This window comes from Candidatus Omnitrophota bacterium (assembly GCA_023819145.1).
Taxonomy (GTDB): domain Bacteria; phylum Omnitrophota; class Gorgyraeia; order DTHP01; family DTHP01; genus JBFWKV01.
The window spans coordinates 43,771-66,608 of sequence record JAMWCW010000004.1 but is presented as its reverse complement, the minus strand read 5'-3'; the positions used below and the strand labels follow the sequence as shown (position 1 = coordinate 66,608).

The 22,838-nt window shown below is 33.7% G+C and carries 24 protein-coding genes and 1 pseudogene; 1 reads left to right on the top strand and 24 read right to left on the bottom strand.

The features are described 5' to 3' along the window. Positions 1-2: 2 nt before the first annotated feature. From NC818_03175 to rlmN, 15 genes are all read right to left on the bottom strand, one after another. Positions 3-1,028 carry a 6-phosphofructokinase gene (locus tag NC818_03175; protein ID MCM8783766.1) on the bottom strand — a complete coding sequence of 342 codons (1,026 nt, stop codon included), beginning with the start codon at positions 1,026-1,028 and terminating at the stop codon, positions 3-5. A gap of 15 nt (positions 1,029-1,043) precedes the next feature. Continuing rightward, on the bottom strand, positions 1,044-1,637 hold the full coding sequence (gene amaP / locus NC818_03170) for an alkaline shock response membrane anchor protein AmaP (protein MCM8783765.1): 594 nt from the start codon (positions 1,635-1,637) through the stop codon (positions 1,044-1,046). A gap of 33 nt (positions 1,638-1,670) precedes the next feature. After that, on the bottom strand, positions 1,671-2,054 hold the full coding sequence (locus tag NC818_03165) for an Asp23/Gls24 family envelope stress response protein (GenBank protein ID MCM8783764.1): 384 nt from the start codon (positions 2,052-2,054) through the stop codon (positions 1,671-1,673). Further along, on the bottom strand, positions 2,051-3,403 hold the full coding sequence (gene accC, locus NC818_03160; protein MCM8783763.1) for an acetyl-CoA carboxylase biotin carboxylase subunit: 1,353 nt from the start codon (positions 3,401-3,403) through the stop codon (positions 2,051-2,053). The genes NC818_03165 and accC overlap by 4 nt, the downstream gene beginning before the upstream one ends. Further along, a complete protein-coding gene (accB, locus tag NC818_03155; protein MCM8783762.1) occupies positions 3,404-3,865 on the bottom strand; it encodes an acetyl-CoA carboxylase biotin carboxyl carrier protein in 462 nt (153 codons plus the stop codon). Positions 3,866-3,894: 29 nt separating this feature from the next. Continuing rightward, the gene (efp, locus tag NC818_03150) at positions 3,895-4,455 is read right to left on the bottom strand and encodes an elongation factor P (protein ID MCM8783761.1); all 561 of its coding nucleotides are present in this window, start codon (positions 4,453-4,455) and stop codon (positions 3,895-3,897) included. After that, entirely contained in the window at positions 4,456-5,526 is a 1,071-nt protein-coding gene (locus tag NC818_03145; protein MCM8783760.1) for a Xaa-Pro peptidase family protein, read from the bottom strand. A 20-nt stretch (positions 5,527-5,546) separates the two neighbouring features. Continuing rightward, positions 5,547-5,987: a type II 3-dehydroquinate dehydratase gene (gene aroQ, locus NC818_03140; protein ID MCM8783759.1), complete on the bottom strand. Its 441-nt coding sequence runs from the start codon at positions 5,985-5,987 to the stop codon at positions 5,547-5,549. 13 nt (positions 5,988-6,000) lie between these two features. Beyond that, positions 6,001-6,156 carry a Trm112 family protein gene (locus NC818_03135; GenBank protein ID MCM8783758.1) on the bottom strand — a complete coding sequence of 52 codons (156 nt, stop codon included), beginning with the start codon at positions 6,154-6,156 and terminating at the stop codon, positions 6,001-6,003. Continuing rightward, positions 6,146-7,042 carry a flippase-like domain-containing protein gene (locus NC818_03130; protein MCM8783757.1) on the bottom strand — a complete coding sequence of 299 codons (897 nt, stop codon included), beginning with the start codon at positions 7,040-7,042 and terminating at the stop codon, positions 6,146-6,148. The genes NC818_03135 and NC818_03130 overlap by 11 nt, the downstream gene beginning before the upstream one ends. Positions 7,043-7,107: 65 nt before the next feature. Beyond that, positions 7,108-7,449, bottom strand: coding sequence for a DUF1844 domain-containing protein (locus tag NC818_03125; protein MCM8783756.1), 342 nt, complete (start codon positions 7,447-7,449; stop codon positions 7,108-7,110). After that, positions 7,449-8,267 carry an AmmeMemoRadiSam system protein B gene (gene amrB / locus NC818_03120; GenBank protein ID MCM8783755.1) on the bottom strand — a complete coding sequence of 273 codons (819 nt, stop codon included), beginning with the start codon at positions 8,265-8,267 and terminating at the stop codon, positions 7,449-7,451. The genes NC818_03125 and amrB overlap by 1 nt, the downstream gene beginning before the upstream one ends. 44 nt (positions 8,268-8,311) lie before the next feature. Continuing rightward, complete coding sequence (locus NC818_03115; GenBank protein MCM8783754.1) at positions 8,312-9,139, bottom strand: insulinase family protein; 828 nt, start codon at positions 9,137-9,139, stop codon at positions 8,312-8,314. Beyond that, positions 9,139-10,923, bottom strand: coding sequence for an insulinase family protein (locus NC818_03110; protein MCM8783753.1), 1,785 nt, complete (start codon positions 10,921-10,923; stop codon positions 9,139-9,141). The genes NC818_03115 and NC818_03110 overlap by 1 nt, the downstream gene beginning before the upstream one ends. A gap of 4 nt (positions 10,924-10,927) precedes the next feature. Continuing rightward, positions 10,928-11,983 (bottom strand): 23S rRNA (adenine(2503)-C(2))-methyltransferase RlmN, encoded by a 1,056-nt coding sequence (gene rlmN, locus NC818_03105; protein MCM8783752.1) that lies wholly within the window; start codon positions 11,981-11,983, stop codon positions 10,928-10,930. Between the two features lie 90 nt (positions 11,984-12,073). Here rlmN and NC818_03100 point away from each other — a divergent pair, with 90 nt between their 5' ends. After that, positions 12,074-13,483, top strand: coding sequence for a phosphatidylglycerol lysyltransferase domain-containing protein (locus tag NC818_03100; protein MCM8783751.1), 1,410 nt, complete (start codon positions 12,074-12,076; stop codon positions 13,481-13,483). On the opposite strand, the pseudogene NC818_03095 reads toward NC818_03100, so the two are convergent. The 9 genes and pseudogenes from NC818_03095 to mreC all read right to left on the bottom strand — a co-directional run bounded on the left by NC818_03095 (position 13,477) and on the right by mreC (position 22,672). Further along, positions 13,477-13,623 (bottom strand): annotated as a pseudogene (locus NC818_03095) (peptidoglycan-binding protein). The gene NC818_03100 and the pseudogene NC818_03095 overlap by 7 nt on opposite strands. Before the next feature lie 858 nt (positions 13,624-14,481). Continuing rightward, complete coding sequence (locus tag NC818_03090) at positions 14,482-15,408, bottom strand: aminopeptidase (GenBank protein ID MCM8783750.1); 927 nt, start codon at positions 15,406-15,408, stop codon at positions 14,482-14,484. Positions 15,409-15,419: 11 nt separating this feature from the next. Next, positions 15,420-15,893 carry a BatD family protein gene (locus NC818_03085; protein MCM8783749.1) on the bottom strand — a complete coding sequence of 158 codons (474 nt, stop codon included), beginning with the start codon at positions 15,891-15,893 and terminating at the stop codon, positions 15,420-15,422. Further along, positions 15,893-16,960 (bottom strand): type IV pilus twitching motility protein PilT, encoded by a 1,068-nt coding sequence (locus tag NC818_03080; protein ID MCM8783748.1) that lies wholly within the window; start codon positions 16,958-16,960, stop codon positions 15,893-15,895. The genes NC818_03085 and NC818_03080 overlap by 1 nt, the downstream gene beginning before the upstream one ends. A gap of 41 nt (positions 16,961-17,001) precedes the next feature. Next, the gene (locus NC818_03075) at positions 17,002-18,774 is read right to left on the bottom strand and encodes a TIGR03960 family B12-binding radical SAM protein (protein MCM8783747.1); all 1,773 of its coding nucleotides are present in this window, start codon (positions 18,772-18,774) and stop codon (positions 17,002-17,004) included. A 19-nt stretch (positions 18,775-18,793) separates the two neighbouring features. After that, a complete protein-coding gene (gene rodA, locus NC818_03070) occupies positions 18,794-19,870 on the bottom strand; it encodes a rod shape-determining protein RodA (protein ID MCM8783746.1) in 1,077 nt (358 codons plus the stop codon). Continuing rightward, positions 19,867-21,585, bottom strand: coding sequence for a penicillin-binding protein 2 (gene mrdA, locus NC818_03065; protein MCM8783745.1), 1,719 nt, complete (start codon positions 21,583-21,585; stop codon positions 19,867-19,869). Before mrdA ends, rodA begins: the two co-directional genes overlap by 4 nt. Then, on the bottom strand, positions 21,582-22,055 hold the full coding sequence (gene mreD, locus NC818_03060; GenBank protein ID MCM8783744.1) for a rod shape-determining protein MreD: 474 nt from the start codon (positions 22,053-22,055) through the stop codon (positions 21,582-21,584). Before mreD ends, mrdA begins: the two co-directional genes overlap by 4 nt. Next, positions 22,052-22,672 (bottom strand): rod shape-determining protein MreC, encoded by a 621-nt coding sequence (mreC, locus tag NC818_03055; protein ID MCM8783743.1) that lies wholly within the window; start codon positions 22,670-22,672, stop codon positions 22,052-22,054. The genes mreD and mreC overlap by 4 nt, the downstream gene beginning before the upstream one ends. Between the last annotated feature and the right edge of the window lie 166 nt (positions 22,673-22,838).

The window sequence follows — 22,838 nt, the reverse complement described above, 5'->3', positions numbered from 1 at the left end:
AATTAACCAAAGAATGTTTTCGCAATTTCGTAAAGTTCCATATCTACTGTTTTTAATTTCTCTACAGCTCTTTCTAAAGGAACACTTACTATTCTGTTTCCCTGGAGGCTAACCATCTTTCCAAATTCTCCTTTTATAATAAGCTCTACAGCCTTTATACCAAAACGCGTGCCTAATACCCTATCAAAGGCAGTAGGGGTTCCTCCTCGCTGTAGGTGTCCAAGTATTACTACTCTTGTTTCAAAACCTGTTTTATGCTCTATTATTTCTCCTAATAGCTCCCCTACTCCACCTAATCTCACATGTCCGAATTCATCTATTTTTTCTTTCTGGGTGGTTATCTGGCTTTCTTCAAATTTTGCTCCTTCTGCCACTACCACGATGCTAAATGTTTTCCCTCTGCTATGCCTCTTTTTTATGAGAGTACATACTTCGTCTATGTTTATAGGAACTTCAGGAATAAGAACCACATCTGCTCCTCCAGCAATACCTGCTTCTACCGCAATCCACCCTGCGTGACGGCCCATTACTTCTACTACAATAATCCGGTGGTGGCTTTCCGCAGTAGTATGAAGACGATCTATGCATTCGGTAGCAATATTCACAGCAGTATCAAAACCAAATGTATAATCTGTAGCAGAGAGATCATTGTCTATGGTTTTAGGAACGCCAACGATATTTATTCCTTCTTTTGTTAATTTGTAGGCTACCCCCAACGTATCTTCTCCCCCTACTGCCACGAGGGCATTTAGACCAAGATTTTTGTAATTCTCAATAACTTTTTTTACATCCTCGGGTTTCTTGAAAGGATTAGTACGCGAAGTTCCTAATATCGTTCCTCCTTTAGGAAGTATTCCTGATATCGAATGAAGATCTAAGGTAATTACGTCTTTCTCAATCATTCCTTTCCAGCCATTTTTGATGCCAATTACTTCATATCCTTCATTTAGGGCTTTTCTTACCACGGCGCGAATCACTGGATTTAATCCCGGACAGTCACCACCGCCAGTTAGAATTCCTATGCGCATCTTCATCCCCCTTTCTTATTTTTTATAATCATAGTTTCTAAAAGGAATATCCGGTATTTGTTCTTTTGTTGAAGTGGTTTGTCTTTCTGATATTTTTACTACATGGATACGAATATGTATCGATTCTTCGATGCTCAACATTTCCTGAAGTCTCATTTTTATAAGTTGCTGAATTTTCTCAGTTGTTGCTGGTATATCTGTGTTTTCCCAGAGCACTACTTTTGCGTTGATATAAATTCCTTTTTTTGTAGCCACAACATCTGCTCTTAACTCTTTTACTTCTTCAATACCACGGACAACTTTGTGTATGAAATCTTCTATGGCATGTAAAGAAACTGTAACTTGGCCATCTGGGTTAGTAAAGGCGATAGTTTTTTCCCTTTGTAATCTTCCTAAAGTTAACTGTATACCTAAAAAACTGAATACCATCAAGACGCATCCGATAATACCTAAAGATAGACGAAGTTTATAATTACTCCCAACTAGTTCAATAATAGCTGCTATGTCTTGTGAAGAAATTATTCTTAGAGAAATAGCGATAACAAATAAACTTAGGATAACAAAAAACAGTCCTACAATTAGGATAAACAATTTTTTAAATATTCTCATTTTATTACCCTCCCCTTTCTTCTGATGAGAAATTTATTTGTGTTTTTCTACTTTTTGAATTACTACATTTACTTCCGAAGGGATTATATCCGCCATCTTTTCTAAAGCCGAACGCACACTATGCTGTACTCCATTTGCCAGCTCTGAGAGATTAGCGCCGTATTCTGCAACGATGTATAAAGTGATTATTAACTCATTCTCATTATTGAATTCCACAAATACTCCACGATGATATAACTTTCTAGATAAAAGTGCCTTTATATTATGTAAAATGTTTTTTCCTATCCTCGCAACTCCTCCAACTTCTAAAGCAGCAATATGGGCTATAGAGGCGATTACTTTATTGTTTATTTTTAGAAAACCATGTTCGTCTTTGGTTTCTTCCTCGTGTAGACTCCAAAATATTTTTTTCTTCATTCCGCCTCCATTCCTAATAACTTGTTTACAAAATCTGTGTAGAATTTCCCTTCCATGAATTCTGGATTTGAAAAAACAGTTCGGTAAAAAGGCAAGGTGGTTTTAATAGGTTCTATAGTAAATTCCTCTAAAGCCCGTTGCATAATTTTTATCGTCTCTATACGTGTTTTACCATGGACAATCAATTTTGCTAATAGTGGGTCGTAGTTAGGAGGTACATCGTAGCCGGGATAGACCGTACTATCTATCCTGACTCCGAAACCACCTGGTGGAATGTAGGTATTAATTCTACCTGGTGATGGTAAGAAATTGTTATCCGGATCTTCTGCATTTATTCGACATTCTATTGCCCATCCGTTTATTCTTAAATCATCCTGTTTAAGATTCAGTTTTTCGCCTGCAGCCAATTTAATCTGCTCTTTTACTATATCTATACCGGTTACCATCTCCGTTACCGGATGTTCAACTTGGATTCTTGTATTCATTTCCATAAAATAAAAATTACCTTCTTCGTCAAGTAAGAATTCCATCGTTCCGACGTTAGTGTAATTTATTGCTTTTGCTCCTTTTACTGCCCACTCTCCTAGTTTTTTACGCATTTTATGAGTGATGACTGGGGAAGGGGATTCTTCAATTAGTTTTTGATAGCGTCTTTGTATGCTACATTCTCTTTCTCCAAGATAAATTACTTTTCCATATTTATCAGCCAGTATCTGAACTTCTATATGGCGTGCGCGGGGAATATATTTCTCAATATAGACATCTGCTCTACCGAAAGAAGCTTCAGATTCGGTTTTGCAGGTTAAGAGGGAGCTTACGAGACGTATGTCGTTATGACAGATGCGCATACCTCTTCCACCACCTCCACCAGCTGATTTTATTATCACCGGATATTTTATCTGTTGAGCAGTTTTTAACGCATCCTCTTTATTTTTTACTACACCAAAACTTCCTGGAAGAACAGGGATTCCTGCTTTTCGTATTGTCTCTTTTGCTAATAATTTATCTCCCATAAGACGGATGTTGTCAGAAGTTGGTCCAATAAACGTAATTTGGCAGGATTGACAAATCTCTGCGAAATGTGCATTTTCTGCTAGGAAACCGTAACCGGGATGTATTGCTTCCACATCAGTTATCTCCGCTGCTGAGATGATATTTGGTATGTTGAGATAGCTTTCTTTCGGGTTGGCAGGACCTATGCATATTGCTTCGTCGGCAAGCCTCGTATGTAGGGCATCCGCATCTGCTTCGGAGTAAACTGCGACAGTACGTATTCCCATCTCTTTGCAGGCACGAATTATCCTCAGGGCAATTTCTCCTCGATTGGCAATTAAGATTTTTGAAAACATCTATATCTGTTCAATTAAGAATAATGGTTGTCCAAATTCGACTGGATCGCCGTTATTTATCAATATTTCAGAAATTTTTCCTTTTATCTCAGCCTTTATTTCATTCATCAATTTCATTGCTTCTATAATACAGATTACTTGTCCAGGTTCTACAATATCTCCTATTTCTACAAAAGGTGGAGAATCTGGATGGGGAGCGCGATAGAATGTTCCAATCATTGGAGATTTGACTTGTACAATCTTTGATGTTGAAATAGGCATTTCCATTTTTGAAGCGTTGTTAGCTAAAAAATTGTTATGTGCTGATTTTTGTAACGTTTCTTTCATTACTACATTATTAGTGGGACCATGCAAAGAATCTTTTTTCAGACGGATTTTTTTCCCTTCTTTTTCTATCTCTATCTCGAGAAGGTTATGTTCGTTCATTAACGCAATTAGTTCTTTAATTTCCTTAATGTCCATTTCTTCCCTCTCCTTTTTTGATACAAAATTTAGCCTATTCTGGCTACATATTCTCCTGTTCGAGTATCAACTTTGACGATATCGCCGTTCTGAATAAAAAGAGGAACTTGTATGATGTATCCTGTTTCCAAAGTAGCGGGTTTGTAAGTGGATTTTGCGGTATCACCTTTTATTCCCGGTTCCGTATAAATTACCTTTAGTTCTACAAAATTAGGAGGGTTTACCGAGATGATTTTGTTGTCAAAGTAAGACACGCTAACCGGCGTGTTCTCTTTTATATAATTTATACTATCTTTTAATTCATCTTTGGTAATTGCTTTCTGCTCATAGGTTTCTTCGTCCATGAAATAGAAAAGGTCTCCTGAGCGATATAAGAAATTCAGTTTTTTTTCTTCCACAAATGCTTCTTCAAATTTCTCTCCTGCTCTGTAAGTTCTTTCTATCACTGCTTGGGTTTTTAGATTACGGAGTTTTGTTCTTACAAAGGCGCTTCCTTTACCGGGTTTTACATGTTCGTAGTCAACTATAGAATATACCTCTCCTTCAATTAATAAAGTTAACCCTGTTTTGAATTGGTTTGTATTAATCATTTATTCCTTAATATATATTTTTTTTAATTTACTGCTGATGATTTCGCAACCATGCGATCTGACCCATACCATGTCTTCTATGCGCATACCATATTTACCCTTTAAATATATTCCTGGCTCTATCGTAAATAACATATTTTCTCTCAATACTGTTTCGTTTTGTTGCGAAATCCATGGAGGTTCGTGAACTTCTTTACCTACTCCATGACCTGAACTATGGAGAAAAAGCTTATCTATTTTATATTTTTTGAGATATTTTCGGATAAGGATATCAATTCTTCTTGCTTCTATTCCTGGTTTTATAAAAGAAATTGCTTTTTCCTGTACCTCGGATAGAATTTTATAAATCCTTTTATGAATAGGGTTAATTTTATAAGAAAATATCGTCCTTGTCAAGTCGCAATTATATCCTTTTAGCCGGGCTCCCCAATCGATAAGAAGAGGTTCTTCTATCCTCCATTTCTTAGAGCTGGGGACTGCATGGGGATAAGAGGTGTTACTACCGGTAGCCACGATAATTTTAAAGGAGGAACACTCTGCCCCTTGGGCTCGTATTAGGTATTCTAAACGATTAGCAATCGTATTTTCTGAATAGCCGGGAGTCAATTCTGAAAAAAGATTTTCAAAAGCAATAATCGAAATATTTATGGCTTGTTTAATTATTCTAATTTCCTCTTTGTCTTTAATCATACGCATTTCTTCAATGATGTTATCCAATGGAATCAACTCTGTGTTTTTATAACACGCTTCTTTTAATAAATTATATTGTCCATAGGTTAAACCATTACTTTCGAATCCAACTCGTTTAAGATGCAATTTCCTGAGTTTCGAAGCAAGAAACCCCGTTATTTTTTGGTTTGTTATTTCCGGTGTGAAGTCTGTTAATTTAGAAGCTTCTTGAATAAAGCGCCCATCAGTAATAATTAAATTTAATTTTCCCGGAACTATTAATAAAAGGGCATCATCGCCTGAAAAACCAGAGATGTACTCTACATTTACCTGTTTGGTAATCAGAAAGGCATCTAATTTTTTTTGTGCTAAAATGGTATCTATTTTTTTAATGCGTTTCATTTTGGGGACTTGTTTATATTTTACTTCTGCTGAATGAGATAAATGATTGCTTCTAGAGCTAAGAGATAGCTACGTGGACCGAAGCCAGTTATTTGTCCAACGACAACTGGAGCAACGAGCGATTTATGACGGAAATCTTCTCTAGCGTAGATATTAGATAGGTGGACTTCTACCGCGGGAATTTTAACTGCTTCCAAAGCATCTCTTATGGCTACACTTGTATGGGTATAGGCAGCAGGATTAATTATAAGCCCATCAAATCTCTTTTTTGCTTCTCCAATAATTCCTATGATTTCGCCTTCGTGGTTCGTTTGAATTATATCTAACTTAACTCTTTTTTCTTTTGCCATTTTTCTAAGGGCATCATTGATTTGCTTAATACTGAATCTTCCATAAATCTCTGGTTGGCGTTTTCCTAAGAGATTGAGATTCGGTCCATGAATAACTAAGATTTTAAGCATATCTTACCTCCTCCTATTTCTCTGCTTCTTCAATTAACATTATAGGTATTCCGTTTCTGATAGGATATTTTAAATTGCATTTTTTACAGACAATTTTTTCTCCTTCTAATTCTAAATCTCCCTTGCAAGAAGGACAAGCAAGTATCTCGAGTAATCTTTTATCTAACATTAACTTCCCCTTTTTTATTTAAAAGAAAATCTTTGAATAAATAAGCTATTCCTCCAAAAAAACTTACTAAAAGTATTATCCCCAACCAAAGAATAGATAGAGCAAATGCCTTTTCTTTTCCTATATAATTTCCTAATAAAAATACATAAGCACTTTCTCTAATCCCTAGGCCATTGAGAGAAGGTAGCATGCTTACAGTAGTAATTATAGGCAATGTCAAGAATAACAACATCAGAGGTATTTCTATAGACAATCCTTTGGCAAGGATGGCTACTACTAAAGTAGATATAATTTGGGAAAGCACAGAAGTATAGAATGCAAAAAATATGATTCTATAATTCTTATTGTATCTGCTTACAGTTTTGAAAAAATGCTGTAATGTACTGCTTATTGTGAGAAGTTTTATTTTTTCTAAGAGTTTATGTAAACGCTTTGTAAAATTGTCGTTTGATAATACCAATATTAAGCAAAGAGAAATTATAACAAGGCTTACTATAGAATTGGTTACTATGGGTTTTTTTATATTTCTATCTGCCAAGAACAAAGCTATAACTGTTATGAATACGAAGGCAAAAATGCCAAAAATACGGTCTACAATAATGGAGGTATAAGATTCCATCGTTCTATTGGTATATCGTGCAGTGTAGTAGGCTTTAACAAAGTCCCCTGCTACAGAAGTGGGAAGAAAGTTATTGAAGAAGAATCCGATGAGGCTTAGATATACAACGTTACTTAGCGGAAGAGATAGTTCTTGAAATTCCATTATTTTCTTTAGCCTAATGGAAAGGATTACAATGATAAACAGAAATAACAATACCGCATATAGAAAGTATGTTGCCTTCGTCTGTTTTAAATAAACTGATAATTCATGCAGTTTATTACGCATAATAAATATAAGTACGACAATAAAAAAAATACTTACCAATATTCTTAGCAAAGGGATAAAATATTTCATTTTTTATTGGAAATTTTTATAAAGGTTGTTCTTAACTGATATAAGAGATTATCCAGCAAGTTGTTCTCTTCTTCATTAAGATTATTCTCTGTTTTTTCTTTAAGTATTCCCAGGATGTCAATAAGATATTTTGCTTGATTAAGGTCCTTCTCTTTTCTATTTGTAACGGGGTTTTCTATTTCTCCCATTGCTATCATTGCCTGCATCGCGAGGCTAGTGATAAAAAAGTTGAAATTCGCTGCCGAAGACTGATCATTTTGATGCTCAGAATATTGATGTTTCTCTTTTTCTACCTGTTCTTTCCAATCACTGTCTATTTTTTTTCCTTCGTTTTCCATTATTTAACAATTATACTAGCGTATCCTACTACTGAGGTATATTCTCCGGAAACATCACCGCTTGTTTGATATTTTATTAAACTCGCAGATTTTGCTCCCCAGTTTTTTAATGTAGCAAGCATGACAATGCAAGGAGCATATCCACACATACTTATATTATATTTGTTAACCTGTTCGTAGAGCAAATCTTCATCTAGAGAAATTATAGCATCAATGGCAAGTTTATCTTTCTGTTCTGCTACTTTACGACTTTCATAATGAGTCATATCTGAAGAGGCAACTATGAGAATATTCTTTTGCCAAGGTTTCAATATCTGCGCTAATTCCTTTCCTAAATCTTGATAAAGAGATAAAGGCGCTTCACTTATAATTATGGGAATGATGGAGAAATCTTTCTTAAGATATTGGATAAAAGGAATTTGCACCTCTAGAGAATGTTCGTATTTATGGGCAAGATAATCTCTTTCTAAATAGCGTGAGGTTTCCAGAATATGAGATGTAATTTCTTTATCGACAGATACTTCTCCCAAGGGGGTAATCCACTTTCCTTCAGGCATAAGGCTAAAGGATTTTCCCAGACCGCTATGGTTAGGGCCTATGAGGACTATTTTTTCGGGAATAATGACTTTGGAAAAGCCAGCTCCGGCAACAGGGCCGGAGTAAATATAACCGGCATGAGGAGATACAATTCCCATGATTTTTTCTTTGGAAATATCATGCTCAATTAACTTATCAAGAAGTTTAATCAGAGGTTCTTTTTGGCCTGGATAAAATTGTCCTGCTACATAAGGAGGGCGAATAAAATTATTATCTTCCATTGGAATAATTTTACCACAAGTACTGAACATATTCAATTTATATTCTAATCCTTTGGTAATAACTCAACTAGTACATAATTATTATCTTTGAAATATGTTTCTAAAATACTATTTATTTCCTTTTGTGATACCAATCCTATTTTTTCTTCGTAGTCTTTGTAATAATCAAATCCCAGTCCATAGATTTCATGTAATGAACTAATAAGAGCAGAATTTTTTTTGGTCTGTAATGATCTATTTTTTCTGCCGATTAGATATGCCTTAGAACGAACCAATTCCTCATTAGAAAAACCAGAATTTTTAATTTTCTCAATTTCTTCAAAAATTAATTCTTTTACCCTTTCTGAGTTACTTTTATCGGTAGAAGCTATTATAATGAAATATCCTGTATCCAGTCCTGTAGTATTGTAAGCATCAACAAAATAAACCAGACCAAAATTTTCTCTAATTTTTTCAGACAGTCTATTTCCCAATCCGCTCAACATGTTTTCCAGGACTTCAAAGACAAATTTGTGTGGGTCATAGATTGAAACGGTTTGGAAACCTAAAGCAACTATCGCTTGTTTTTTCTCTGTTATTTCTTTTTTTATTTGAGGTTTATCTATAGGAGATTCTTTTGTGCTTTTTAATGCAAGGAAATTCTCTGCTGGTTTCCAACGGGAGAAACAACTTTTAAGTTCTTTTAATACATCTTTTTTGTTAAAGTCTCCCCAGATAGCAATTACACAGTTTTTAGGATTAAATATTTTATGGTATAAGTTAACAATATCTTCTCTTTTAATCTTTTCGATGGTTTCTTTCTCTCCTAAGACATCCATGCCGTATGGATGAGTAGTGAAGAGAGTATGTTTAACAAGTTTAATTGCGTACATCACAGGGTCTTCTTCTCTCTCTCTTTTATTCTTGCTAGTATTTGTTTCTTTTCTTTTTCCAATTCCTTTTCTGGAAAATTTGCATATTTAATTATTTCTGAAAGCAAGCGAATTCCCTTGCGGATGTTTTTACTATTAATATTTATAGATATGCCTATACTATTTATCCCACTGAAGGTTTCTAAACTCCCCCCATTTTCTTCTATAAGGCGATTAATTTCTTCTGCAGTTTTATTATTTGTTCCTTTCAGAAGAAGATTTGCTAAAAGATTAAAAATTCCATTATTTTCTTTACTCTCTAATCTCAATCCTCCTAGAAAAACTGCGTTGATATAGATAGTGGGGGAAAAATGTTCTTCTTTAATCAACAGAGTTAATCCGTTCTTAAGATTAATTTTTTCTATATTTCCGATATCTTCGTTAGTTTTTTGATTTTTATCTCTATGTTCATAATTTCCTGAGGGTTTCAGAGAAACAACCACCAAACTATCTCTAAGTAGATATTTATATGTGATTATTTTTAACTCTTGTGGGCTAACTTTTTTAATTTTTTCTATGTAGAAAGAATAGAATTCCGGTTGGCCTGTAAATAATTCTCCAATTGCTAGCTGGTGTGCTTGATCCTCTACTGTTTCGTGGGCAAGATAAAATTGGTTTAATAATATGTTCTTCGCTTTATTAAGCTCACGGTAGGAAATGGTTTGTTTTTTAATCTTTTCTATTTCTTCCAACACATGTTCAATAATTTTTTCTTTGTTTTTGTATTCTCCAGTTACATATATTCCTAATATTCCTTTTTCCTTAGGAGTGTGATTAAAGCAAGAAATAGTATAGGCAAGATTTTCCTTAATTTTCATTCTGTCATATAAGCGCGAGCTTCTTCCTCCTCCAAGAATAGTAGCTAATAGGTCCAATGCGTAAAGGTCGGGATGATTAATTTCTATTCCGGGGAACCCCAGTATAAGATGCATTAGTTTTGTAGGGTATTCTTCCTCATAGTCGTAAGGAGATAGATGGAAATGTTCAGTTATATTTACAGGCTCTATTTCCTTAGCCCTTTCTATTTCGGAGAGTTTCCTTCTTACATTTTCAATAAAACTATTTTCAAAATCTCCAGCGATACTGAGAATAATGTTATTGGGGATATAATTTCTCTTGTGGTAAGTGACGATGTCTTCTAAAGTTAATTGTGAAAACAATTCTGGATAACCGATGATTGGATGTTTGTAGGGATGAGCTTGATAAAAGTTGTTCCAGAATAACCGATAGAGTTTCCGCTGAGGATCATCTTCTTCAATAAGCATTTCTTTTAATATTACTTGACGTTCTTTTTCAAAATCTTCTTCCTTCAGTTGTGGTTTTAAAACCGAATTGATTAAAATGTTTAGTGCTTCTTCTACATTGTTTTTGGGGACAGTTATACAAAAGGAAGTATAATCATGGCTGGTAAAACCATTTATTTCCCCTCCCAGAAGTTTTATCTTTCGGGCAATTTCTCCTGTCGTATAGTTTTCAGTTCCTTTAAAGATAAGATGTTCTAAGAAATGAGAAATTCCTGTGCCTAAATAGCCTCTTTCTCGTGCTGAGCCTGTTTTGACAAGTAGCTCTATGCTTATTAAATTATAATGGTGTGTTTTTTTAGCGACGATAGTTAATCCATTTTGTAGAATAAATTTATCTGCGGTATGGCACTTTTTTAACTCTTTGGTGGTTTTCTGATTTGGGAGACACCCTCCTAGTAATAGTAATGCGATTATAATAGGTATTATAATTTTTCTCTTCATGTTTTTATATTCTTAGAGCAAGTTGTCCGCAAGCCGCTCCTATGTCTTCTCCTTTAGACTGTCTTATGGTAGCGATTATGCCAGCGATTTTTAATCCCTTTTGGAACAAAATTGCTCTTTCCATAGAAGATGGTTGAAATTTCATTTTTCTAGAAGGATTATAGATTATCAGATTTACCTTCCATTTAAAACCTTGTAATAATTTTATCAATTCTTCTAAATTTTCTCTACTATCATTTACGTCTTTTATTAGCACATATTCAAAGGTAACTATGCGCTTCGTATCCAGAGAATATTTTCTACAGATAGGAATTAATTCCTTAAGGGAGAATTTTTTATTTATAGGCATTAATCTATTCCGTAGGCTATCGGTTGGTGCGTGAAGAGAAATAGATAGTTCCACCTGGATATTTTCCTGACTGAGTTTTTTTATTTCCTCAGGTAAACCGCATGTCGAAATAGTGATTTTTCTTGCGCCAATATTTAAACCATAAGGATGGTTGATAATTTTGATTGCTTTGATTACATTTTTATAGTTATCTAAAGGTTCTCCCATCCCCATAAACACTACATTATTAACCCTTTGATTTAGAATTCCTTTTTGTAAGTTATTGCTATTTTTTAAAATATAGATAATTGATTGTAGTTGATTTACAATTTCTCCGGTACAAAGATTACGGATAAAACCCCTTGCTCCGCTTAGACAAAATACACAACCAAATTTACACCCTATTTGTGTGGATATGCAGGCAGTGAGGCGGTTAATGTTAGGGATAAGTACGGATTCGATTAGACGGTTGTCTTTCAATTGAAAAAGAAATTTTCGCGTAGAGTCGATTTCCGAAATCTTTTCTTCGGTTAAGTTTATTTTCCCAATATAAAAATCGCTTATCAACTTCTCTCTTAGTTGTAGAGATATATCGGTCATCTTAGTGAAATCGTATAAATCCTTTTTGTATATCCAAGTAGCAATCTGTTTAGCATGGTAGGTTTTTTCTCCTTTTAAGGATAGATAGTTTACCAATTCCTCAATAGTTAAATTTTTTATATCCTGTTTCATATTTAAGCAATTTTTAGATGGAAAAACTTCTGTATTTAATTTTATAATATATAAAATATCTTGTAAAGAGTAAGTAATGAGACATATTATATGGAAACTTTCTTTATTCCTCAATTTATTCCCCAAGAAATCTGCCTAAAATGCGAAGTCTGCTGTCGTTTTATAGACGAATTTAGTCCATGGGCTCCTTTTATACTTAAAGGAGAGATTGATAAATATAAATGCTATAAATTTTTACCTTCTTTTATTAATTCTTATGGCATTAATTTAAGAGGTATCAAAAATAGAAACTTTTATGTCTGTCCATTTTTTAATTCTAATCAGAAAAAATGTTTAATCTATAATGAAAGACCATTAGATTGTAGGTTGTATCCTTTTGTTTTATTTTACAACGAAGATTATACAGAGGTTCACTTAGGGATAGATTTGCAATGTCCATATTTAAGAGATAAAGATATGAATATTTTTCTTAACTTTGCCAAAAGACTGAAATCTATTTTAGAAAATGAAGAAAATTTCGAAACAGTTTACCAAAATCCAGGATTAATAATGGATTATAATACAAATTTTTTTACTTTTGGTATCCTAGATAAAATTAGCTCTAAAATTTTTGGTAAAGAAACAAATTTAAAAATGATTTCTTTAAAAGACAAGGAACTCTTTAATAAATTCTTAACAGAAGATGGGAAAAATTTTAGTTACGCTTTTGAATATTTATATAGCTGGAGAAACATTGCTTATTTACTTTGGGAGGTAGTGGATAATAATCTTTTAGTATTTTGTAAGCAAGGAGAAAGTTCTTTTCTTATTTTGCCTCCTCTTGGTAAAACAATTTCTCCTCAAGCCATCAATTTTGGTAAAAGTTTTTTGGGAAAAAATATGAGAATAGATAACGTTACCGTTCATTATTCTGATTTCTTTAAACAGAATAATTTCAAATTAAAATGCGTGAATTTAGAATACATATATGAGAGTTTAAAAATTGCAGAGCTAAAAGGTGATGGTTTTAAATCCCAGCGTTGTGCTTATAATTATTTTCATAAGAACTACCCTGCGAAAATTAGAGAACTCACTTCTAAAGACGGTAGTGAGTGTCTTAAACTATATGAATTGTGGACAGGAGATAGGTTGAAGAAATATAAATCTGAACATTACCGTTTGCTTATCGAAGATAATTTCTTTGCCCAACGTCGATTATTATCTGATTATGAATTATTAGATTTGGAAGGTATTGTATTGGAAATAGGAGGTGAAATTAAAGGGTACAGCTTTGGGTACCCTTTAGATCAGGATAATTTTTGCATATTTGCGGAAGTGGTAGATTTTAGATTTAAGGGAATTGCTCAATATATGTTTTCTGAATTCTGCAGAAGGTTAAAGAATTTTAAGTTTATCAATACTATGGATGATTCGGGTTTAGAGAATATAAGAAAGACAAAATTATCTTATCGTCCCTCAATAACAAGAAAGTTTTATTCCTATGAACAGTTAGATTACTGAGAAGATGAGGGTTGAGAGACAAGAACCTTCTCTAATTCTTGCCATGTTTTAGGTCCAACTATACCATCTACCTTTAGTCCTCTCGCTGCTTGGAACTTACGAATAGCTTCACGTGTCTTAGGACCAATTTTCCCGTCAATTTCTCCAGTGTAGAAACCGCTGATTTTTAAGGCCCTCTGTATCTTTTGGTTATGTAATATTTTCTCCTCCTCAGGAGTAGGAGATGGTGAGGTGCTTATTTCGGGAGGAACTATTTTTATAGTTTCGATTTCTTTGGTTTCGGATTCAAATTCCTCAGGCTCAAAGATTCTAATTTCTTCTTTCTTCTTCGCGCATCCTGAAATAAAAATAAATGCGAACAAAAAACAAACGACTATCCCCTTTTTCTTCATATCTCGCTCCTTTCTTTTTTAATTGAATAGATTTTAGATATAATAATATTAATAAAGAGAATATTTGTCAAGGGAAAAAAGGAAATAAAAATTACATATAGGGAAACTTTTATTTACAATTTCCTTATTCTCTGTTTTAGGTTATTTATCTAATTATCATATAGTTACGGAAGGTATATGTAAATTATTTTTTTCGCTTGTTGATAATAGTAAAAAAAGTAACCAACTTTTTCTAACTCAGGTATAAGAGAAGAATTTAGCTTAAGAAAGTTCTTATTCTATAAGTATGTTTATTATCAATAACTTATATATATTAAACATTTGTTTATTTGATTTTCTTTATTTTGGTATGGAATTTGCTTAAAATATAATTAAAAAAATACCTGGGTGCCTTAAATATTGCCCGTGGCATTGTGCCTAATAAAAATAACGGGTGGCACCCGGTGAAAATATTGTAATAAAAATTGCAAAGAAAGTGTTATATAAAATAGAAAATGCACGGCGTCTTAAAAATGCCCGTGGCATTGTGCCCTAATAAAAAATAACGGGTGACGCCGTGGGAAAGTTTAATTTTTTATGGAGAAGAATAAAAAAGAAGAAAGATTATTATATTATTTTTTCTTCATCTACCCAGACCTCTGGGTTTAGAAATACTCCGTCTAAATGACATTTTGCTTTCGTCCTACCTCCAAAAGAAAGATTGTCGCCTAAAGCAATATGGGCAGTACCTGTAGCTTTTTCATCCTCAAGGATATTCCCAGAGATTATTGCCTTAGGATTTAAACCAATGCCAAATTCTGCAATATTTAAAGCAGATTTTCCCATTCTCGATAATAATCTTTTCAATCTCGTATCATTAATCTTCACAACAATTCCATTTTTAGCTTCTAATTCTATGGGCTTTCTCAATCTTCCTAACATAGCAAAACTCGCATCTATTAAAAGTATTCCTTGCGTAGTTCCTTCTAAAGGGGCAATGCACACTTCTCCAGCAGGTAAGTTGCCAAATGCACCCTTTTGTATATATAAACCATTATCTTCTAAAGTTTTTCTCCCCTTTATAGAAAAATTTACATCTGTCCCCTTTTTTGTCTTAACCCTGATATTCTTACCTCTGTTTATAACCACTGCTAATCTATTGGTTTTATTACTAAGTTCTTTGTAATCTAGATTCAAACTGCGTTTAAGAATATCGAGATTTATTCCTGGCATCGAAGCTATTCTTACGCCATATTTTTTTGAAGCAGACTGTCTTGCGTAGGTGTGGGATAGTGATCTAGAAGTGATTAATAATGCTACATTGGTAGCTTTCAATGCGAAAGTTACTTCTGGAGGAGGTTCTTCACCGTGAACCGAACGCGGGGGTATACACATAAGCGAAATTTCTATGCCGAGGTTTTTAATCCTTTCGTAAAAAATTTTAGCAATTTTTACCAATTTATCATCAGTAATAATCAGAATCCTTTCTCCTCTTTGGTAACCCATGCATTGATAAACTATCTTGTCCACTATTTTATTTAATTCTTTAAGCATGGGTTTCCTATTTAAATAATGATGCCTTTTTTATCCTTCCAAGGAATTTCTTTTTTAGGTAAAGGAGATTCTTCATATTCTTTAGATGGTAAAACTTCCAGCGTAAGAATCTGCGTTTTATATACCTGACGGGCGTAGTGTAATTCTATGGGACCGATAGAGAAAGTTCCTGGTTTTTTTGGTAAAAGATGAATCTCATATTTGGTCTTTGCTTCGTATTTCTTTTCTTTGATATTATAAGAGGAATATTGATTAGATGAGATGATAGTGAAATCTGAGAGATTGGGTAGTTTAATTTCCGGCGGAACTTTATACGCTCCTGAGATAGTTACAGTAAGGATAACGTTTTCTCCCATTTTTATCCTATTTTTACTTAGTTCACTGGTAAAATTTAATTCTGGATTTTCCTCTGCCAGGATATAAATAGGAGCAATGTAAAATGTTAGCAGAATAAATGCTGTAAAATTTTTCTTGAGTGTGAACATTATTTTTCTAATAGCCTCTTTAAATCATCGGGATCTAAGGTTCTTGAAAGGGCATCGTCCATGGTTATCATTTTGTTGATGTAGAGCTCATAAAGAGACTGGTTCATAGTTTTCATGCCTTCTTTCTGGCTAGTTTGGATTATAGAATATATCTGGTGTACTTTAGCATCTCTGATGAGGCTACGTACCGCATGGTTAGCAACTAACAATTCTATAGCAAGGATCCTTCCTTTTCCTCCTAAGCGGGGGATTAATTGTTGTGATAAAACTGCTAGTAGGACAAAGGATAATTGAATTCTTACCTGATTCTGTTGATACTGCGGAAAAACATCTATTACGCGGTTTATTGTCTGTACTGCGTCTGAGGTATGAAGAGTAGCTAATACAAGATGACCTGTTTCTGCTATATTTAGAGCTGCTTCTATCGTTTCCAGATCACGCATTTCACCAATAAGAATGACATTGGGATCTTGACGAAGAACATGTTTTAAAGCACTGGAGAAGGAATATGTATCGGAACCTACTTCCCGTTGATCAATGATGGATTTTTTATTTTTATAGACATATTCTATAGGATCTTCTATAGTTACAATGTGGCATGTTCTTTCTCGATTAATTTCTTCAATCATCGCCGCCAACGTCGTAGACTTTCCACTCCCCGTGGCTCCAGTAACCAACACCAACCCTTTTGGCTTAGTAATTAAATCTTTTATAATATCCGGCGGTAATCCACATTCTTCTATGCTCATAATATGATATGGTAATGCACGGATAGCAACTCCGATATCTCCCCGTTGATAGAAAAGATTGACTCTGAAACGGCTCCAGCCTTCGATTCCAAAAGACATATCGAGTTCCTTTTCTGCTTCAAACTGGGCTCTTTGTCTCTCGTCTATTAAACTATAGGCCATTTCTTTGACTGTTTCTCTATTAAGCGGTTCTTTTCCTACCGCAATAAGTTTTTCGTCTATACGAAGATACGGAGGCATACCAGTTCCTAAATGTAAATCTGAAGCCTTTTCTTCTACCGTCATCCTTAACAGTTCTTCCAGTCTTTTATCGAGCATTTCTCCTCCTTTTTATTATAAAGTTTGTAAAGATTTTAACTCTAAATTGTTATCCTGTCAATCTCTAAAGACTTTTCGAAATTTTTATAATCCGCAACCAACTCCTCTTTTTTAACCCCCGTTTCTATAAAATCCCACGGTAATATTTCTTCCAATGTTCTTTTACGGTGGATATAAAAATTTGGGTCTATTTTTGTTTCTTCCAATGCCTTTTGCCAGATAGGAAAATTAAATTGTTCTCTCCAACCATCAAATTTTGCCCCTCTTTCCCAAGCCTTGAATATAACCTTACTCAATTTTCTATCTCCTCTTGAAATTAAAGCTTCTAACCAACTTTCCTCCCAACTGCTTATATTATATTTTATTAATTTATTCCTTATTTTTTCTTTAAAATATTTTATTTTCTCTTTCAGTAAATGCTCTTCTTCCATAGGAAGCCATTGAAAAGTACTGTGAGGTTTAGGTATAAAAATATTGAAGCTTAGACGTATTTTCCCAGAATTATTTTGATTCCTTTTTTTGATCACTAATATTTTATCCACCATTTCTATAATTTCCTGAAGATCTTTTTCTTTCTCTTCGGGTAGTCCTATCATAAAATAAAGTTTCAAGCCTCTCCATCCAAGCTTAAAGATGTTTTCTACAATTTCATAAAATAGATTTATATCAATGTTTTTATTTATAATTCTGCGTAGTCTTTCACTTCCTACTTCAGGAGCGAAAGTAAGACCGCTACGGTAAGTTCCTTGGTATTCTTTTATTATTTTTTTCATCACAGCATTAATTCTTAATGAAGAAAGAGATATGCCTACGCCCTGACTTCTGAAGATACTATTTAAGGTAGAAAAAATATCGTCTATATCACGGTGGTCAAGGCTGGAAAGAGATAATAAAGCTATTTCCTCATAACCTGATGAGCGAAAATTTTGGTAAGCCAACTCCTTTATTTTCGCAGGATCTCTTTCGCGTTTCGGATAATATATGTTTCTTGCCTGACAGAATCTACAGCGATGGGGACACCCCCGCATAATTTCTATACCGATGCGATCATGGATAATTTCGATGTAGGGAAGGATTGTTCTTTTAGGATAGTAAGCATTATTTAAATCGTGGATGACTCTCCTTTTTATTTTTAGTGGGATGTTTGGAATAAGAGGATAAAATTCTTTTATTGTTCCTTGAGGGAAATATTCAACATTATAAAGAGAAGGGACATAAATTCCTTCTAAACGAGCAAGTTCTATAAGAATTTCTTTTTTTTCTTGTTTTAGATTTTTTATTCTATTTTTGCAAATATTTATTATCTCTAAAATTATCTCCTCCCCCTCCCCAACCACAAAAATATCTATGAATTCAGCCAATGGTTCAGGATTAAAACATGCACTACCCCCAGCTATAACCAAAGGAAACCCTTCTTTTCTTTCCGTGGCAAAAACAGGTATTTTACCTAAATTGAGCAAGTTTAAAACCCCTGTATAATTTAATTCTGTTTGTATGGATATTCCTAAGATGTCAAAATCGCATAAAGGTATTTCTGATTCTAGAGAGTAGAGTGTGATATTATTTTTCCTTAAAAAATCTTCCAAGTCTACCCAGGGTAGAAAAACGCGTTCACAGATAACTTCTGGTTCTTGATTAAGAATATCGTAAATTATTCTAAATCCCAGATTACTCATGCCTACTTCATATATATCCGGATAGGCCAGACAGAACTTCAAAGTCGCTTTTGTAGAGGTGCGGTGATAAGTATTTAATTCGTTATTGATATACCTTCCTGGTTTTGATAAACTTAGTAAAATATTTTTTGAGAGCATATTAAGTAATTAAATGACCTTAATGTTCTTTTTCAATGGATGCCACTATTCCTAAGGCCATCATATTTAATACTAAATTAGAACCACCATAGCTTATAAAAGGAAGAGGTATGCCCACTACAGGTAAGATTCCCAGACTCATTCCAATATTGATAAAAATATGAAGAAAAAGCATAGTAGCTATTCCCACCGTAATTGCTTTTCCCTCTAAATCAGCAGTTACAATTCCTATACTCAATATTTCCCTGAGAAGCAGGTAATAAATTAAGATTATCAAACTCGTTCCTAAAAAGCCTAGTTTTTCACCGATAGAAGCAAAGATAAAATCTGTATGGCTTTCGGGTAGGAAGCTAAATTGGGTAGTTTTTTTAAGCCAAATTTTACCAAATATTTTTCCTGAACCAATGGCAATTTTTGATTGGATTACCGTATAGCCTGCTCCTAATGGATCTACATTCGGATTTACAAACACCAGAATGCGCTGTTTTTGATAATCTTTTAATATATGCCATGATAAAGGAGAAAATAATAGTCCTAACAAAAATAAAACCAGAATGTTTTTCTTATTGACATTGCAAATAAAAGCAATAGAGATAAAAATAGGAATGAGTATGACCGCAGAACCAAGATCGGGTTGCAGAAAGATGAGCAGTATATAGAGTATAACCATTGTTAAGGCAACGATAAAGACCATCGTTTTTTTAATTTCATCCTTATGGGAGACAAAGTATCGCGTTACACTGAGTATCATAGCCAATTTAGCAAATTCAGCAGGTTGGAAGTTTAAACCGAATAATTTTAGCCACCTCTGTGCACCAGACCTAATGGGACCATAGGCCAAAACTAAAAGAAGCAGTCCTAGGACTACAAAGTAGAGGGGAATAGAAATATCAAGGAATCTTCTGTATCCCCAAAAATAACTGAATAAAAATATCAGTATGGCTATAAATGCCCACATTAGTTGCTTAAATACAAGATTATCTTTTAGCGGTGGTTCTTTTTTAAAACCCTCCTCACCAGTTAGAGAAAAAATTCCTATAGACAAAAGAATTATCACCGTAAGGAGAATTTTATAATAATTATTTTTATAACTCATTGATATTCAACAATTCCATTTTTCAGTGCAGAAAATAGATTGTGGCATAACTCGGCAGCTTCTACTCCTCCACTGCCGCCATGTTCGAGAAAAATAATGAAGCATAATTTTGGATTTGAATAAGGTAAAAAACCAGTAATAAGTGCGTGGGAGTTGCCCCTGGTTGTTTGTACTGTGGCAGTTTTGGCGGCAATTTCCAATTTTTCTACATTTGCTCGACTCCCAGTTCCATTCGGTTCATTTACTACTTTAAACATTCCTTCCCGAATTATTTTCAAAATCCTCGGGTTAATACCGGTATATTCTTTTGTTGTATCCTGTATGGGGATTCCTTCTATACTTTTTACAAGATGTGGTTTGATAAGAAATCCTCCATTAGCGATGGCAGCTACCAAGCGTAATATTTGTAGTGGAGTTACTAAAATGTATCCCTGTCCAATAGAAATATTTGCGGTATCTCCCTCGAACCATCTTTCTTTAAATTTCGTTTGTTTCCATTTAGGAGTGGGAATGAATCCGTTTTTTTCTTCTATTTCTATGCCCGTTTTTTTTCCTAATTCAAATAAATCAGCAAAATTTTTTATTCTTTCTATGCCTAATTCTAACCCCAGTTTGTAGAAGAATATATTACATGAGTGTTTAATTGCCTCAACTACTGTTTCATAGCCATGGCCATTTTCTAACCAACAGCGGAACTCACCCGAACCCAAATAAAATTTCCCTTCACATTTATATTGTGTATAGGCAGTTATTTTACCGCTGGTTAGACCTGCAATAGCAACAATTAATTTAAATATAGAACCGGGTGGTATGTTTACCTTGGTAGCTCTATTTAAAAAAATTGCCCTATGAGAAGTTAGGACCGACTGTATTTTCTGTTCTTCTTCAGCAAGGAATATATTTGGGTCGAATGTAGGTGAACTTTCCATGGTTAGAATTTCTCCATTGTTAACATCCATAATAATAATAGCTCCATTAAGTCCTTTTAATAAAGAATGGGCTTTTTTCTGCCAGTCCGCTTCAATGGTTAAGTGAATATCTTTACCGCGTAAAGCTTTCTTCTCTCCAATGGTCCGAACTATGTTTCCAAAATTGTCTACTTCAACTTGCAAACCACCATTCTCTCCTCGTAAATATACATCTAGGGTTTTTTCTATTCCCATTTTCCCGACAAGGTTTTTTATCCTATATCCATAGGGTTTTAATTCAGAAAGTTCTTCTGAACTGATTTCGCCCAGATAACCGAGGAGATGAGATGCTACTGGGCCAAAAGGATAAAACCGTAGTGGATACACTTCTATATCTATACCCATCAGTTCTGGTTTTTTCTCTTCTATAATAAATACTTTATCTAAAGAGATGTTTTTAACAAGAACAACCGGCATAAAAGGAAAATACAAATTTCTTTCATATTTATTATTCAACTCCTCAGTTGGTATTCCCAGTATGTTGCTTAATTCTTCAAAAACCATTTTTTTATCTTTTAAGATATGGGGAATAGCTACAATGTTTAATATGGGTATATATGTAGCAAGTTCTTTGGCGTTTCTATCTAAAATTTTTCCTCTTTCTGAGAGAAAAGGTATAATTCTTATACGTCCTTTTTCGCTAAGGGAAAAGAAATATTCTCCCTTTATTATTTGATAATACCAAAGGATAATAATAAGAAACAAGAAACATATTAAGAATAATTTTTCTAAACGATATATATTCATTTTAATATCTTCATGAGTAAACCATACCAGAAGGTAACAAAGATATTATTTATAATTATTTTTTTGGCAATGGTTTCTTTCGCAATAATGTTCCCAGAAGCGTAGGGATTAAAACTATAATCCCATATATTCGGTATTAAGGATACGAGTATTAAAGCAACTGTTGTATATAAAAATTTTGTATACATATTATCCTTTACTATCCATCTTGATAAAATAGCGATTATATAAGCAGTAATGATAAAAGACAGTGTATAAATTCCAAAGGGATAAGAGCTCAAAATATCTTTGAATAATCCGGCAATAACAGCATAATAAAGAATTATTTTAGAGTTAGTTATGATGATAGGAACAAAACTTAATATTGCAAATCTCAAATTATTTAAAGGCGGAGGAATTATGGGAATAAGAGTGTAGTCTATGAAGATGGAAAAGAATGTGATTAAAACGATGAAAATTAATTTTTTCATTTTTGCTTTAGCAGAATTACGGTTCTGGGTTTTAAAAAATTTACCTTGGGTTTAATTATTGCAGTTTTATAAAAACCATAATTTATAATATCTTTGATTTCTCCAATAACAATACCTTTGGGATAGATATTCCCTAATCCTGAGGTAACTACAACTGCCCCTATTTTTGTTTTACTCTCTGAAGAGATAAATTTCATTTGTAACTTATCTCCTTCCATGGTTCCATATACTAAACCAATTTCTTGTGTATCTTCCGTCATTGCAGGTACTCGTGAATTGGGGTCGTTTATACACATTATTTTGGATATACTCTCTCCTACCTCTATTACCTTTCCGATAAGACCAGCGGAATTCAAGCAGACCATCTCTTTATATACTCCTTCTTTAAAACCAAGATCGACAAAAATTATCTTCCTATTCTCTGAATAATCGAAACCAATCACTTCCCCCGTGATGGCGGAATAAAGCGCATTTTTTTTAAACTCCAGAAGGCTGCGTAGTTGTTGGTTTTCTAAACGGAGATGATTAAGTTGCCAATTTTCTAATCTCAATTTTATGTTTTCTTCCGTTAGCTTCTTATTCTCACTAATTATCTGTTTATAATCATAATGATGCATCAGGAAATAGGCAGTATTTGTTAAAACGGTGAGAGGAAGCTTAAAGAATTTTATGAAGGAGTTTCTTAATTTCTCGGTGTTTTTACGGGGTATACTTAGAAGGACGATACATAATATTAATAAAAAATAGTATTTAGAAGAAGATTTTTTCTTCACATCTTAAAAA